The 15,490-nt window shown below is 40.0% G+C and carries 17 protein-coding genes; 6 read left to right on the top strand and 11 right to left on the bottom strand.

The features are described from left to right. Nucleotides 1-112 precede the first annotated feature (112 nt). Nucleotides 113-604: a hypothetical protein gene (locus tag F902_RS10820; protein ID WP_004807438.1), complete on the bottom strand. Its 492-nt coding sequence runs from the start codon at nt 602-604 to the stop codon at nt 113-115. A gap of 515 nt (nt 605-1,119) precedes the next feature. Here F902_RS10820 and F902_RS10815 point away from each other — a divergent pair. Next, nucleotides 1,120-1,773: a hypothetical protein gene (locus F902_RS10815; protein ID WP_017402319.1), complete on the top strand. Its 654-nt coding sequence runs from the start codon at nt 1,120-1,122 to the stop codon at nt 1,771-1,773. Between the two features lie 78 nt (nt 1,774-1,851). On the opposite strand, the gene fumC is transcribed toward F902_RS10815, so the two are convergent. Next, nucleotides 1,852-3,246 (bottom strand): class II fumarate hydratase, encoded by a 1,395-nt coding sequence (fumC, locus tag F902_RS10810; protein WP_005203374.1) that lies wholly within the window; start codon nt 3,244-3,246, stop codon nt 1,852-1,854. 115 nt (nt 3,247-3,361) lie between these two features. Further along, nucleotides 3,362-4,369, bottom strand: coding sequence for an NAD-dependent epimerase/dehydratase family protein (locus tag F902_RS10805; protein ID WP_005203372.1), 1,008 nt, complete (start codon nt 4,367-4,369; stop codon nt 3,362-3,364). Between the two features lie 67 nt (nt 4,370-4,436). Here F902_RS10805 and tusD point away from each other — a divergent pair, with 67 nt between their 5' ends. From tusD to F902_RS10785, 4 genes are read left to right on the top strand one after another with little or no spacing between them, the layout of a single operon-like run. Continuing rightward, on the top strand, nt 4,437-4,805 hold the full coding sequence (tusD, locus tag F902_RS10800) for a sulfurtransferase complex subunit TusD (protein WP_005203370.1): 369 nt from the start codon (nt 4,437-4,439) through the stop codon (nt 4,803-4,805). Nucleotides 4,806-4,848: 43 nt separating this feature from the next. Further along, complete coding sequence (locus F902_RS10795) at nt 4,849-5,199, top strand: hypothetical protein (RefSeq protein WP_004807449.1); 351 nt, start codon at nt 4,849-4,851, stop codon at nt 5,197-5,199. Between the two features lie 9 nt (nt 5,200-5,208). Continuing rightward, nucleotides 5,209-5,484 carry a hypothetical protein gene (locus tag F902_RS10790; protein ID WP_004807451.1) on the top strand — a complete coding sequence of 92 codons (276 nt, stop codon included), beginning with the start codon at nt 5,209-5,211 and terminating at the stop codon, nt 5,482-5,484. A gap of 38 nt (nt 5,485-5,522) precedes the next feature. Further along, nucleotides 5,523-5,834: a TusE/DsrC/DsvC family sulfur relay protein gene (locus tag F902_RS10785; protein ID WP_005203367.1), complete on the top strand. Its 312-nt coding sequence runs from the start codon at nt 5,523-5,525 to the stop codon at nt 5,832-5,834. Between the two features lie 8 nt (nt 5,835-5,842). On the opposite strand, the gene F902_RS10780 is transcribed toward F902_RS10785, so the two are convergent. Then, nucleotides 5,843-6,706 (bottom strand): DMT family transporter, encoded by an 864-nt coding sequence (locus tag F902_RS10780; protein WP_004807456.1) that lies wholly within the window; start codon nt 6,704-6,706, stop codon nt 5,843-5,845. A gap of 125 nt (nt 6,707-6,831) precedes the next feature. Between F902_RS10780 and F902_RS10775 the strand changes: the two genes are divergently transcribed. Beyond that, on the top strand, nt 6,832-8,229 hold the full coding sequence (locus tag F902_RS10775; RefSeq protein WP_005203365.1) for an aminotransferase-like domain-containing protein: 1,398 nt from the start codon (nt 6,832-6,834) through the stop codon (nt 8,227-8,229). Nucleotide 8,230: 1 nt separating this feature from the next. Here F902_RS10775 and F902_RS10770 read toward each other — a convergent pair whose 3' ends face one another. From F902_RS10770 to F902_RS10740, 7 genes are all read right to left on the bottom strand, one after another. After that, nucleotides 8,231-8,713: a winged helix-turn-helix transcriptional regulator gene (locus tag F902_RS10770; RefSeq protein WP_005203362.1), complete on the bottom strand. Its 483-nt coding sequence runs from the start codon at nt 8,711-8,713 to the stop codon at nt 8,231-8,233. A gap of 182 nt (nt 8,714-8,895) precedes the next feature. Beyond that, entirely contained in the window at nt 8,896-10,125 is a 1,230-nt protein-coding gene (locus F902_RS10765; RefSeq protein ID WP_005203360.1) for a molybdopterin molybdotransferase MoeA, read from the bottom strand. After that, a complete protein-coding gene (moaCB, locus tag F902_RS10760) occupies nt 10,125-11,048 on the bottom strand; it encodes a bifunctional molybdenum cofactor biosynthesis protein MoaC/MoaB (RefSeq protein WP_005203359.1) in 924 nt (307 codons plus the stop codon). The genes F902_RS10765 and moaCB overlap by 1 nt, the downstream gene beginning before the upstream one ends. Before the next feature lie 17 nt (nt 11,049-11,065). After that, a complete protein-coding gene (locus F902_RS10755; protein ID WP_005203357.1) occupies nt 11,066-11,605 on the bottom strand; it encodes a molybdenum cofactor biosynthesis protein MoaE in 540 nt (179 codons plus the stop codon). Between the two features lie 2 nt (nt 11,606-11,607). Continuing rightward, nucleotides 11,608-11,859, bottom strand: a complete 252-nt coding sequence (locus tag F902_RS10750; RefSeq protein WP_005203355.1) for a MoaD/ThiS family protein — start codon at nt 11,857-11,859, stop codon at nt 11,608-11,610. A gap of 24 nt (nt 11,860-11,883) precedes the next feature. Further along, nucleotides 11,884-12,915, bottom strand: coding sequence for a GTP 3',8-cyclase MoaA (gene moaA, locus F902_RS10745; RefSeq protein WP_005203354.1), 1,032 nt, complete (start codon nt 12,913-12,915; stop codon nt 11,884-11,886). A gap of 292 nt (nt 12,916-13,207) precedes the next feature. Continuing rightward, nucleotides 13,208-15,487, bottom strand: a complete 2,280-nt coding sequence (locus F902_RS10740; RefSeq protein ID WP_005203353.1) for a molybdopterin-dependent oxidoreductase — start codon at nt 15,485-15,487, stop codon at nt 13,208-13,210. Between the last annotated feature and the right edge of the window lie 3 nt (nt 15,488-15,490).

Below are 15,490 nucleotides of genomic sequence, written 5' to 3'. Positions count from 1 at the left end.
GCCGCCTAAAAATACCGACACTAAATTCTTGTAATTGTTTGTAGGCGAAGAAGTGTTCTATTTCAAGTTACTTAAGCCATAAAAAAGCAGACTCTAAGTCTGCTTTCAAATATTAAAATTTACATTGCAAAATTTGTTCTGGGAACTGACCTTTCCAGAGTTCGCGTAACGTTGGTAAATAGAATTTCTCCCCAATCATGACTAGTTCAGCATCAATCAGCGCATGAATTTCATGCATCAACACATAATCCAAAGCAATGAGTGATAATTGCGGCTGACTTTGGGTTATTTGCTTACGTCTAACTTGCGCTTTTTTTACCAGTTCATTGGCAAAGTTTTTGTCTTTATAGGTGGTGATCGCACTTAAACGTAGCTCGATAATGCCCCAGCCTTCCAATAATTTTTTAAAAGTCTCAAAGTCTTTTGATGTTGCTTCCCATGTCACATTGTCTAAATTACTGTCTTCAGGTAGTACGGGCAATAATAAATCTGCAGTGCTAGGAAAGATTTTCTTTAAATTCAACAGAAACTTAACAGGATTTTCATTCGGAAGATCAGAAAATTGGATGTTGGTTTGGGTATCTGTTAAATAGATAGAGAGCATCAAAAAAAAATCCTAAGGTAAAATACTGTTTTATATAAAGTTAATTTCAGCTCTGCACAGTTTTGGCAAAACAAAAAAGATAAAAACAGAAGGAGATGATCATTCTAACAATTATGACAATTTATTCAATGTTAGTTTCGCTCTAAAGACTTTCCTCTACACATTAAGTAGCTCCTACAAAATCATAATCTCAAGCATAAAACATAGTCAAAGAGAGATCTTTGACCTTAACCAACTGCCTACCACATCATGGAGAATAATTATTTACATCATCATCGTGTAGCAGATACATAAAAGTTTGCTATCCGTTCTCTACCTTTGGAATAATAGAACTGACCATGCAGGTCAGTTCAAAATTACTCATTTCACAGCTTTTTGAAGATAAAAAAACATGTGAAATATCTATTAATTCAATAGGCTTTAAAACAACGGACATCATTTACTGATTACCTTATGTCCGTTCTGAATAGGCTTTGTAGGAGTTAATCAAAGTGATTAAGATCAAAGAATTGATAATGTCTGAACGTATAGTCTTAGATAAATCAAAACTATTAGATACATTAGACAGCACATCCATTTCATTAAAAAATAAACTTGTATTTCTACCTTTTATCGCCCATTTCGTTATGAATTTTGGTGACTTTAATAAATATGTATTGCCATTTAAAGCGCCAACAAATGAATTGGAAAATCTCGTAAACATACATGCAGCAGAAGATGCCGAACATTGGATTTGGTATTTGCATGATTTAGAAAAACTAAGCTATGATCTTCCTGAAAAATTTACGACAACTTTAAAAAAATTATGGTCAAAAGAAAATGAAGAAAACCAAATCCTTTTTTTCGAGTTAGTCCATTTAGTTCACAACCAACCAGCCAATATTCGACTTGCAATTATCGAAGCAATCGAGATTACAGGTCATATCATCTTTTCAAAATTGAGAGATATCACCCAACATTCTAATTACCAGTTAAGTTATTGTGGAGACATCCATTATCATAAAGAAACAGGTCATACCATTGGAGCTGAAGAAAAAATTATAGATCAGCTAACCTTCTCAACATATGAAAGTGAAATTGCAACTCAATCCATAAAACAAGTCTTTAAAGCATTTAGTCGCTGGTATCAGTATTTGGATTTCCTTATTTATACACATCATAGAGCCTGACCAACTATAGTACTTGATATCTCTATTTTATAAAGAAATCCCTCTATTAAAGAGGGATTTCTTATTCAGGAATCAAGCTTACTTACTATTCGGTGACACCATATTTTCAGGTTTCACCACCTCATCAAATTGTTCAGCAGTCACTAAACCAAGTTCAACCGCGACTTGCTTTAAGGTTTTATTTTCCTTATAAGCCGTTTTCGCAACTTTGGCAGAGTTTTCATAGCCAATCACAGGATTCAATGCAGTGACCAACATCAATGAGTTATGCAAGAAGTAATCAATTTTCTCACGATTTGGCTCAATGCCTACCGCACAATGATCGTTAAAGCTATTGCAAGCATCACCCAACAACTGAATCGATTGCAGTAAGTTATAAGCAATCACGGGCATAAATACATTGAGCTCAAAGTTACCTGAAGCACCCGCTATATTAATTGTGGTGTCATTCCCTAAAACTTGAGCAACAACCATGGTCATCGCTTCGCTTTGAGTCGGATTAACTTTACCTGGCATGATGCTTGAACCAGGTTCATTTTCCGGAATACGTATTTCACCGAATCCACAGCGTGGACCACTTGCCAACCAACGAATATCGTTGGCAATTTTATTTAAGCTTGCAGCAAGTGTTTTTAATGCGCCTGATGTAAACACAGCAGCATCCCGACCAGCCAATGCTTCAAATTTATTCGGTGCAGTCACGAATGGCAGACCTGTTAATTCAGCTAATTGCTCCGCTGCTTTAACCGCATAATCTGGATGTGCATTTAATCCAGTACCAACCGCTGTCCCACCCAAAGGCAATTCATATAAACCAGACAGTGCTTGCTGTAAACGCTTCAAGCCATGCTCTAATTGTGAAACATAACCACTAAATTCTTGGCCCAAAGTCAAAGGTGTCGCATCTTGTAAATGGGTACGGCCAATTTTGACAATATCATCAAATTCTTCTGACTTACGCTGTAATGTATCTTTTAGCTTCGCAACGGCTGGAATGAGTAATTCATTAATTTGAATACTTGCAGCCACATGGATTGCAGTTGGGAATGAGTCATTGGTTGATTGTGCGCGATTGACATGATCATTCGGATGAACTGGTTTTTGTGCACCCAATACTTGACCTAATTTCTGATTGGCAATATTGGCAATCACTTCATTACAGTTCATATTGCTTTGCGTACCTGAACCAGTTTGCCAAACCACCAATGGAAATTGTGCATCCCATTGTCCAGCAATTACCTCTTCAGCAGCACCAACGATATATTGGCTTAAATCTTCAGGAAGTTGTTTTAATTCAGCATTAGTAATGGCAGCAGCTTTTTTCACCAAACCCATTGCTCGAATCATGGCACGTGGCAAGCGTTCTTGACCAATCTTAAAGTTTTGTAAACTTCGTTGCGTTTGCGCACCCCATAAGGCTTCATTCGGGACCTCAATGTCACCCATTGTGTCGTGTTCAATTCGCATTTGCATAAACAACCTCTACTCTATTTGGTTAAAGTTCTCACGGGCTGAAGCAAAGTGATGCTTTGGCTAGTTGCCGTTATCCTAATCAAAGCAGATAAAATTGTAAATAAGAATCATTATCCTAATTGCCTTTTAAGGTATTCAGATAAAAGCGCCATTCATCTTCAATCATCTGTGCTAAAGGTCGTTTTGGTGACCAGTTAAGAATCTTCCCTGCCTTATCAATTATTGCACCTAATTGTGCAATCTCATCATGCTGAAATACTGCGGGCTGAACATGCACTTTCGCCTGAGTCACTTTCTCAATTTCATTTAATAAGTTTTGAATTGAGGTCAGTTGTGAATGTGCGATGTTGAATGACTCCATAGAGTTGTTCTGCGTACTTAACCAATTTAGAGTCATTAAAATGGCATCACATGCATCTAAAACATGCAGAAAGCTTCTCTCAACAGTTCCATCAGTAGTTGCGGCCTGATTCTGCAATTCAATACATTCACGCTGCATAGCAGCAACTTGTAAAGCTAATGGCACGATATTCTTAGGCAACTGAGTGACAAACTCACCTAACACACCATGCTCAAATGCACCAACAATATTGGACAACCTCAGATTTACAATCCTCCACTCGGGATCGACACGATAAGTATCTGCAATAATATCTTCAACCATTTGCTGAGATCGAACATAAGGGTTCGAATATTTATAATTAAATTCAGTCTCTTCCTTAAGCTCAGTACTTGATTGCCCATAAACCGCCAGACTGGACAAATTGATTAACTGTCTCACCCCCATGCGTTGCATGGCTCTTAACAGGCTCATAATGCTGCTAACATTGTCATTATAATATTCAAGAGGTTTTAAAGTGGATTCTTCTAATGATTTAAAACTGGCAGTATGAATCACAGTGTCGATGGAATATTGTTCAAAAACTTTATTAAGTGCAGGTGTATTTCGAACATCAAGTTTCGCAAATGGAATATACATTCCTGAGATATATTCTAAACGTTCTAAAGTTTGTAAGGTCGAATTGGCTAAATTATCCACAATGACGATTTCTTGCCCGTGAGCCAAAAGGCTCAAAGCAATATGTGAACCAATAAAGCCTAAACCACCTGTCAGCAAAATCATTGTATACTTACCTTCCTTTATATCTGTCCATCATTTTTTTGCCAATTATGACCATAGTGAATATTCCATGAGCACACTATTGCTAATTACTTCCTCTCCTACGTCGATTATGGCTTGGCATGCTTTTGGTCTAGCTCAAGCGCTTCAAAATAAGGATGAAGAAGTTCGTGTCTTCTTTTACCAAGATGGTGTTCAGGTTGCGAATGACTTACAGTGGTTTCCCGATGATCAACGCAACTTAAAACAAGAATGGCAAAAGCTTGGCATCCGACTCCCTGTCTGTGTCAGTGCTGCCCTTGCTCGGGGTATCACTGATGCGGACAATGCAAAACGTCATTCACTTCAACATCACAACTTAGCCAATGGCTTTGAACTTGTAGGCCTCGGAGAACTTGCTGACGCAGTACAAAGCTGTTCTCGTTTAATTCAATTTTAATTAAAGTTCTTTACTAGCGTGTTGCTTTGAAAAGGTAAATTGTGTGAAATCTGTACTCGTCATTCTAACTCAACCTAACTTAACAAGTTTGCAAATCAATGAAAGCTTGTCCGCTACTATGGTTTTAGCAACCTTTGGTATTTCTGTCAAAGTATTATTAAAATGTGCAGCAATTAACTTATTGGATAATAAATTAGAATTTGATCAACTTTTACACGAGTTTAAAATTGCATCTAACTTGGTTGAAAGTTTTGAGTTCTATGATTTAACCCCAATTTTAATTGAGTCAAAAAATCAAGAACTTAACGCTGTTAAAAATACAGAACAGGAAATTGAATTTGTTGATCTCTGTCCTGAATTTATTCAATCATTTGATCATATAATGTACTGGTAAGGCCACTCCATGCAAGCAACAACACTGTTCCTCATGCAATCTAATGCTGATCAAATTTGGTCGGATTTAATTAAAATGGCACAATCTGATGACTATATTGTGATTATGGGTAATGCAGCAATTCAAATACCTAGCGCGATTACAGCAACTTATTACAACATTTATTGTTTAACAAACGAGCACAATTTACTTGATGATGAAATTAAATCTCGGATTCAAGCAATCGATTATGCACAATTTGCGGATTTGACTCTAAAATTCAAACGTTGCGTTTCTTTGAAATAAGACATCTTCAATTCATTTTAAATTTGTTAGGCTATTTTATGCAGTTAGAGTTAGACCAAGACGGCCATTTAGTTGATTACACCATTTGGAATCAAGACGTTGCACAAGAATTAGCGAAGTCTCTAGATTTACAGTTAACAGATTGGCATTTTGAAATTCTGCATGCTGTCCGCCAGTTTTACCAACAGTTTGGACATTCACCAGCAACACGCCCATTGATTAAGTTTTTAATGAAAACCGTTAGCCCTGAAATTGATAATGCAACATTGCAGCAGAAATTTAATACAGGTTTAGTCGCTCGACATTTAAGTCGTTTAGCTGGCGTACCTAAACCTGCAAATTGTTTATAATTTTTTATTTACGCAAATTTCTTGGCACAAGCAACACAGGCAATTACTGCAATCGTGACGCCAAACATGGCAGGACTTACTTGTTCATGTAATAAGACTGCGGCAATCGCCAAACCAAAGATCGGTTGCAACAGCTGGAGTTGCCCAACAGTTGCAATCCCACCTTGTGCCAAGCCCTTATACCAAAAGAAAAAACCAATCAGCATACTAAATAAAGACACATAGGCCAGACCAAGTTTTGCCGATGTTGAAATTTGATCAAAGCTCATAGGCATATAGAGATATGAAATGAGCAGCATGATCGGCAATGTAATAATCAATGCCCAGCAAATCACCTGCCACCCTCCCAAATGTTTAGAGAGTTTTCCGCCTTCGGCATAACCAAAACCACAGAATATAATTGCCAATAACATGAAAATATCACCATAGTTAAAGGCCCAACTCCCTGTTTGGACTAACATATACCCAAAAACCAGTGAAGCACCTAAAACTGCGAATAACCAAAATACGAAATTCGGTCTTTCTCCACCTCGTAGCACACCAAAAATAGCAGTCGCTAAAGGCAATAAGCCTACAAAGACAATGGTGTGCGCAGCACTGACATATTGAAGTGCCAATGCTGTAAATAACGGAAAGCCAACTACAACCCCAATCGCAACATAAAATAATGGCAACCAATCTTTTCGTGTTGGTAATTGCTGACGTGATAATAAAAGCAAGGCCAAACCAAGAAGCCCCGCGATTGCGGCACGAGCAGCAGTTAAAAAGGTAGGGCTAAAATCCATAACCGCAACGCGTGTGGCTGGTAGTGAACCGGCAAAAATAATCACACCGATTAGACCATTCATCCAACCACTACTGAAAGTTTTCATTTAAATTCTCCAAATCTATATGAAGAATTTAAACTGTGCTATGGTTTAAGCACCATACACAGTACAGTACAATTTCAAATAACTGTATTGGCTTACTAACCCATACAGTTTAAAGATAGATCGAGATGAAAAGTACAAAAATTGATTTCGTGATCCAGCACATTCAGGAACAAATCAAGACCCGTTCATTGCTGCCAGGTTCACGTCTACCTTCAGTTCGCGCTTTAGCTGGCTTGCTGCATTTATCTGTTTCAACCATTGTTGAAGCTTATGAACGTCTTGCCTCTCAAGGGATTATTGAAGCCAAAACAGGATCGGGCTTTTTTGTTGCAGGACCACTTGCACCTTTGTCTATCTCTGAAATCCATCCAAAGATTGATCGCAGTATTGATCCACTCTGGATTTCTAGACAGGCATTAGAAGCAAAGCCAGATGTTTTAAAACCAGGATGTGGTTGGTTACCTGATGACTGGATGCCACACGAGAATATCCGCAAAGCCATTCGCAAGGTATCTAAAGCTCCTGCTAGCATTTTGACTGATTACTCAACACCTTTAGGCCTAGCACCTTTACGAGAATTACTTTCAAGAAGAATCTTGAGCAAAGGCATTGAAGCGCGTCCAAATCAGATCTTATTGACAGATTCAGGTACGCAGGCAATCGATTTAATTTGTCGTTATTTTCTCAAGCCGAATGATGTGGTTCTGGTTGATGATCCTTGTTATTTCAACTTTCATGCCCTACTCAAAGTTCATCAGGTTCAAATCATCGGTGTGCCTTATACGCCGACTGGACCTGATCTTGAAGCATTTTCGCAGGCAATCGAAAACTACAATCCACGCCTCTACATTACCAACTCAGGCATTCACAACCCGACTGGTGCTGTGTTAACGGCATCAACGGCTTATCAGGTGTTAAAACTGGTTGAGCAATCTAATTTGATTGTCATTGAAGATGATATCTTTGCAGATTTAGAATTGCATAGTGCCCCTCGTCTCACAGCTTTGGATGGCTTATCTCGTGTCATTCACATCGGCAGTTTTTCAAAAACTTTATCTGGCTCAGTCCGTACAGGATATATTGCAACCAAAACAGAATGGATTGAAGATTTAACTGATATCAAAATCGCGACTTGCTTTGGAGGGAGTAATTTATCTTCAGAAATTTTGTATGCTGCATTAACTGATGGAAATTATCGTAAATATCTAGAAGAATTAAAGGTCCGTTTGTCTAAAGCAATGGATGCAACAATCAAACAACTTGAGAAACAGGGAATCAAAATATGGGTGAAACCCACTGCTGGGATATTTGTATGGTGTGAATTACCACACCACTTCGATACAGCACGTATTGCACAGCGCTGCTTAGACAATGGCGTGATTTTGGCTCCAGGAAATGCATTTAGCCAGAGCCAAAATTTCAAAAACTTTATTCGTTTTAATGTGGCGCAATCACTGCAACCCAAAGTTTTTGAGGTTCTATCTCATGCCATTCAACAAGAGACAGAACGACAAAATTTATAAATCAAGCACTTTGCTTTTTTTGCTCGATAAAAGCGAAATAACCAGGCCCAGCCGCGACACGAACATCTTTGGCTTGAATCGGCTCATCACATTCAGAACACACCACTTTGGGGTTGATTTTTCTGCCACAGGTTTTATGGGTAAATTCAACAGGTTTACCCAGTCCCATATCCATCCATTTATCGGCCCACTGCACCATCGAGAGAATGATTGGATAGAGATCTAAACCCTTGTCTGTCAATTGATATTCAAAACGCTCTTGACGATCAACATACGGCACTTTAGTCAAAATCCCATGCTCAACCAAACGCTTTAAACGCTCTGAAAGGACATGACGTGTCAGTCCTAAACTACGCTGAAAATCATCAAAACGGCGTATACCCATAAATGCGTTACGTAAGATGAGCATTGTCCAACGATCACCCAATACTGAAAGCGTCCTCGCCACTGAACATGGCTGGTCGCCAATTTCGTCCCATTTCATTATTATCACCTAATCATTTTTTTAAAGTTTTATTTAAAAAGACATCTATGTCTTGAACCGTCATGTTTAGAACCTAAACAATATAAAATATACACTAAACTACCTTATCCATCAGATGCAATATTGGCACTTGGCTAAAAATACCAATATTCAGTCATTTTACATAAATTCATCAAAACAATTTAGTTGTAAATGAATAGCCCAGAAAGGATTTGTCCTGCACCCAATTTCGTATTGGCTGGGATAAGTACCAGACTATTTGCTTGCATTAAGTTGCTCAGCATATGCGATTGCTGCTTCGCCAAGCTTTTAAACTTGAGCTGCCCTTGATCAAAATAAGCCTGCATTCTTAAAAAACGTTCACGTGCATCCGATTTTAAATCATGGGTCAGTACGCCACTCAACCACTGCAAAGGTTGGCGTTGGTTCTGAAAGGCATCAAGCAAAGCTTTGCCATACACCTGCATACACACATACACGGCAGCAGGATTGCCAGGTAAACCTAACAAATAGCAACGATGATCTTGCTGTGTGTATTCGGCAAAGAATAATGGCTTGCCTGGTTTTTGTTTTACCTTCCAAAAGATTTGCTCAAAACCTGTTTCAAACGCGCATGGGCGAACAAAATCATAATCGCCAACGGAAACACCGCCCGTGGTAATGATCAGATTATATTGTTGTTTTAAGCGCTCAAAACACTGTGTCACTTCTGCCGCTTCATCTACAATATGTAAGATTTCTGCATCTATCCCATAGTCTTGCAACCAAGCTTTCAGTAATGGGCCATTGGCATCAAAAACTTTCCCTGCCTGCAAGTCCTCAGGGGTTTCAGCAACTTCATCCCCTGTAATGACCACAACCACTTTAGGTGATTGAAAAACATCAATGCTGTGTACACCCGCCATACTTAGTGCTGCCAGTGCACCAATATTGATTCGTTGTCCAACATCCGCCAATTGCTGACCCCGTTGCACTTCTTCACCGACAAAACGAATATCCGCTTGAGGCTGAATGTGCTCAGTCAAGCGAATGCTTTGATTGGCTTCAACGACGACAATTTCTTGTCGAGCAACATGCGTTGTGCCCTCAGGTATTTTTCCACCTGTAAAAATACGAATCGCTTGCCCATCTTCAAGCTGATACTCAGATTCACTACCTGCTTTAATTTCACCAATCACGTCAAAGACTAAATCTTGCAGATGATCCGCAGCACTATTCAATGCATAACCATCGACGGCACTTTGTGAGAAACTCGGTAGATCGACATTTGAACAGACAGCTTTGGCTAAATAGCGATTCATACTATCGGCTAAAGCCAATGTCTCAACTTTTAAAGCTTTCGGTTGGGTTTGCACCAACGCTAATGCCTCATCAATACTGATCAAACCCTTTTCAGCACCACATCCTGACATTATTCATAACCTCCCGGATGTGGTAAGTCCCGACATACATCAAAAATATGGACGAGGGCTGGTAAAATGGCAGCCATCGATTCGCTCGCACCACCACGACTTCCCGGTAAAGTCACCACTAATGAGCGGTCAATAAAACCAGCAATGCCACGTGACATGGCTGCATATGGCGTGCGTTTTTGTCCAAATGAACGCGCCGCTTCCATTAAGCCGTCGAGTTTGCGTTCTAATAGTGGTTCTAGGGTATCCACAGTGATATCACGCTTACCAATACCTGTCCCACCCACCGTCATAATGCATGCATAAGATTTAGTCAGTTCTAGGACTAAATCTTTCAACTGATCAGCTTCATCTGGCAAAATCTGATAATGAATCGGATCAAAGCCTGCTTCAGTCAAAGTCTCAACCACGGACTTACCTGCGGTATCGGGTTTACGACCCGCTGCAACTGTATCTGACAGTACAATTACAGCCGCTGAAACAGGTTGGCGTAAAGTACGTTTAAAGTGTGATTTTCCACCCTTTTTCTTCAGCAATTTACACTGATCTAAACATAGCTCTTCTGGCTCACAGTGCGGTTTTAACATGTCATATAAGGTTAAGCCCGCTAAGCTCGCAGCAGTTAGAGCTTCCATTTCCACACCTGTTGGGCCAATGGTTTCAACTGTGGTCAGAATCACCACATGGTCATCATGCAGGTCATAATCAACATCGGCACGATAAATCGGTAATGGATGACAGAGTGGAATCAGCTCGTCCGTACGTTTAGCTGCCAAAATACCTGCGATACGTGCAGTTTTTAAAGCATCACCTTTTTCGGTATTACCATCTCGTAACAACTGAATGCAATGTGCTGGTGCATGTAAAATCGCTTGCGCTTCTGCAACACGATAACTCTCGGGTTTCATCCCAACATTTTTCATTTTAACTTCCTGACGCTTTATTCGTGTGTATGCTCATGGCTACAATTTTCATGGTGATGCTCGGGTAAATCTCTCTTTAATAAAGGGGGACTGAGAGGGATTTTCGCTTGAACATTATCGGTTTGATCTTTACGAATACAACAGCCTTCTACATATTGACTGGTGCCATCCATAAAAAACTCTTCTTTCCAGATCGGCACTTCATGTTTGACCCTTTCTACGGCCTCTTCACAGGCTTGAAAGGCTTCACGGCGATGTGCTGCATAGGCAATCGCGATAATCGCGGTTTCACTGACATCCAAGTAACCGATCCGATGCATGACACGTACATAAGAAACCTGATATTTATCTTTGATTTCCTGTTCAATTGCGCGAATCATCTTTTCTGCGACAGGCGTATAAGAGGTATATTTCAGTGCTTTAACCGCTTTTCCTTCGTGGTGATTACGCACAGTTCCAATAAAAATATCAATCCCACCGCATTCAGGAAAGGATTGAATCGGATCAAAGTGATCGAGGCTTAAAGCCTGATCTTGGACGCGGGCAAATTCACGCATATTTATCCTCCCGCCACTGGCGACAACAAAACTAAAGTACAGGATGTATCTAATGCGGTTTGACGTGTCACGATATCCTCACCAATCGCACAGGCGCATTTTTCCATCGCGGAGTTAGCATCTGGATAAAGATTGATAATATGTGACAGTACATCTTTGACCATTTGATCTTTTGCAAACTCAAATGCCAGCGCCTTGGGTAATAACCGTTCAATTGCGCCAAAGGCTTCTATTTTTATCTCAATAGTTTGCATATTTTCTCCAAACAACTTCCCTCACTAACCACCAAGCATATGCATACTAATTTTACGTGCTTGCTGATGTTGTATTGCATGATAACCCTGCGCCTTATTCCAAATATAAGGCTTAATTTTTTGATCAAGTTGATGAAATGCCAACGGCTTCAGTTCAGCTTTTTGTTTGATTGCCTGTTGCAGATCAGGTTTTATATTTAGACCTTGTCTTGCAAATAAACAATTATATAACTCACCTTGGGCCGTCAGTCGAATTCGATCACAGTCCCCACAAAATGAATGGGTAATGGTTGAAATAATACCGAGTTTATATTGGCCATCAAGCTGATAGAGGCGTGCAGGTTCATGCTGTTGTTCTAAGACCTGAATGTCATAATGCGCTGAGAGCTGCTTTAAGATTTCCGCTTCACTGACCACGGCTTGATCTGTCCAGTGCTGATCACCATCCAGCGGCATAAACTCGATAAAACGCAACGGAATATTATGCTGTTTGGCCCATTTCACCATCGGCACAATTTGGTCATCATTCTGACCTTGTATCAGTACACAATTAATTTTGAACGGCAGACCAACTTTTGTTGCGGCTTCAATACCAGCAAATACAGGCGCAAGTTCTTTTTTAGTCAGTTGTTTAAATTGAAGCGGATCAAGACTATCCAGACTAATATTCAGATCATCTAGACCCGCCTGCTTCAATGGCTCTGCATACTTCGCCAAATAATGACCATTGGTTGTGATTGAAATACGTTTTAGCCCCAAAGCCCTTAAACTTTGCAAATCACGGATAAAATGCACCACACCTTGACGCATCAAAGGTTCACCACCGGTGATACGGATATTTTGAATGCCCTGTCCAACCATATATTGACAGAAAATAAACAGTGCCTCGAAACTGAGTAGATCTTGTTTTTTCATCCATTCAGGATGTTCAGGCATACAGTAAATGCATTTGAAATTGCAACGGTCTGTCACGGAAATCCGTAACTTGCGCTTAATACGACCATACTGATCTTGTAAGATCGGTATACTCGTGTCATCTATTTCATGCTTCATCATATGCACTCATATTGTGAATCTTTTAACTGGGTTTAGCACAAGTTCTGTGCGTCCTTGTTTTACTCATCACAGTGAATTGTTTTTATTACAGCAATAATTATTCCAGTTTTACCCTATCAGCATTGCCGATGTTGCTTATTCATTCAAAAGAACAACTCTTTCAATCTATAAACAAAAATAGGTTTTGTCCTGAGTATTTTTGTTCAAATTACTTTGCACCATCCCATGGCATGTTTTATTTCATATGCAATAAGATGGTGCAAATATCTGATTAAATCAACTCACCGATCGTCTAAGTACTTAAGCGTTCCAATCGAACGGGGACATATTTATGATATGGCGTCTTTGACAGAGGATCACAATGCTGGGTTGAGGTTAGACGATTCAATTGCGGCCCTATTGGCTCGCCACCGCGATAACGTAAGCCATAACCATGTGGTAAAGACACCACGCCCTTGCGCATTCCTTCATCGAGTTCAACTGTGACCTGAATCTTGCCATGCTCAGAAATACATTGCAGCGCATGACCTGTTTCAACGCCAAAACTCAATGCATCTTCAGGATTCATTCTCAAGCGACCTTCAGCATCAACTTTACGCCATGCAGGATCACGATAAATTTGATTGGCGTTATAACTACGGCGCTCGCCTGCAAGCAAAATAAAGGGATAGGCATCGGTTAAGGTCAAAGACTGTTGTTTTAACTGTGCTAACTCGATAAACATCTCAGGAATTGCCAATCGAATTTTTTTGTCTTTATAAGCAATCAAACTCCACACATCAGCATAGTCATGTTGAGACAACACTACACCCGACCGTTGCTGCAAAATGGTCTGGAATAATTTAACGCCTAGGTTCAAACGATTGCCCACATAACCTGCTTGTTTAACTGCTTTATAGTGCTGAGCCGCATATTGCATACACAATGGAAGTAATAAGGCTGTAGAGGCTGCATCGTTTGCTAAAGTCTTACCCAAGGTACGATATACAATCGATGCCGCAAATGGAATCTGCTTCTTATTTTTCGCAAAGTTTGCACCAAGTGCAGCAAAATAAGCAAGATACGCGGTATTGGCCGAATCTTTTTCTGCAATTTTACTTAGGATAGGAAACTGTTTCGGCATCACTTGCATAGCTTCCAGCAAGCGCGTATAGATCTCGGCTTCAGGTAAACTATTGCCTTGGGCTTTAAAAAGTGGATGGCGTAAGTGAAAGCCATTTTTAGGAAATTCCAAATTAAACCCTGTAAATTCCCACTTTTCAAATTGGCTATGTGCAGGTAACACATAATGTGCCATTCGTGCTGTTTCAGTCATTGCCACATCGACCACCACCAATAACTCAAGCGACTGGAATGCTTGCTCATATGCAGCGGTATCTGGATAAGTAAGCAAAGGATTACAACTGTCGACAAACACCGCACGAACCCGTTTCTCACCTGCTTTTAAGATTTCATCGGGCAAGATATTCGGAGGAAAGAAGCCTGAAATCGGGAACATTTTATGAAAAACCGTACGGCGATACTTTGGGTTGCGCTCATCAGTGTTGGTCAAAATTGGAATAAACATGGTATGTAGATTATTAGCACCTTGTTTACCAAAATTTCCTGTGAGTAAATATAAAAGCTTTTCCAAATAACCATTTAAAGTGGTATTCAAGGTGTGTTGAATACCAAGGTCAATCCGGACACAAGCACGTTGTGCTTGAGCGAAATCACGGACAATCTGGTAAATCAGTTCGACTGAAACATCGGCTTTCTGAATATATTCTTCGATTGGAACCGCTAAAAAGGCTTGTTTAACCTGATCAAAGCCATGGGTATGCTGCTGAATAAACTGCTGATCATATAGCCCTTCTTTCAGCATGATTGCGATCATAGCCGACATCAGATAAGCATCGGTACCTGGCTTTAATTGCACATGAATATCGGCTTGTTTAGCCGTTTCCGTCACCCGTGGGTCAAATACCACCATGGTGCGGTTTGGATCTTTTTTGATATGTTTTAAGGTGTCTCTGGCATTTGGAATGCCATGCGCTTGAAAAGGATTGGTTCCGATAAACAGCACATAATCTGCATATTCCACATCTTCAGTAGTATGACAGGATTGACTACCAAATAAACGGCCATTCACCCAGAAATCACCTGTTTTTTCCTGCGCCAAAGAGTTGTAGGCATAGAAACTTTTCATGGCATAGAGCAACTGACGACCATAAGCAGCGCCTAAATGATTGCCCTGACCACCACCACCTACCGATGCAAAGGCTGTTCCACCATGGGTATTTCGAATCTGTACAAGCTGCTCTGCAATTTCCTGAATGGCTTGTTCCCAGCTGATCTCTTGATAGGAACCATCTGCCTGACGTTTTAGCGGTGAAGTTAAACGATCAGCATGTTGTTGGTAATGCTGTAAACGTGCGGCTTTTTGACAGATATAGCCTTGCGAAAAAGGATGCTGATCATCGCCTTTAATCTTCTTAAACTGGTTATTTTCAATCTCTACACTGAGTCCGCAATTACGTGAACATAGAATACAAGCGGTTACATCCTGTTTGATTGCTGTGGCAGTCGTCATTTT

It is taken from the genome of Acinetobacter higginsii, from assembly GCF_000369525.1.
In the GTDB taxonomy this organism is placed as follows: domain Bacteria; phylum Pseudomonadota; class Gammaproteobacteria; order Pseudomonadales; family Moraxellaceae; genus Acinetobacter; species Acinetobacter higginsii.
This window is presented reverse-complemented; position numbering and strand designations above follow the sequence as displayed.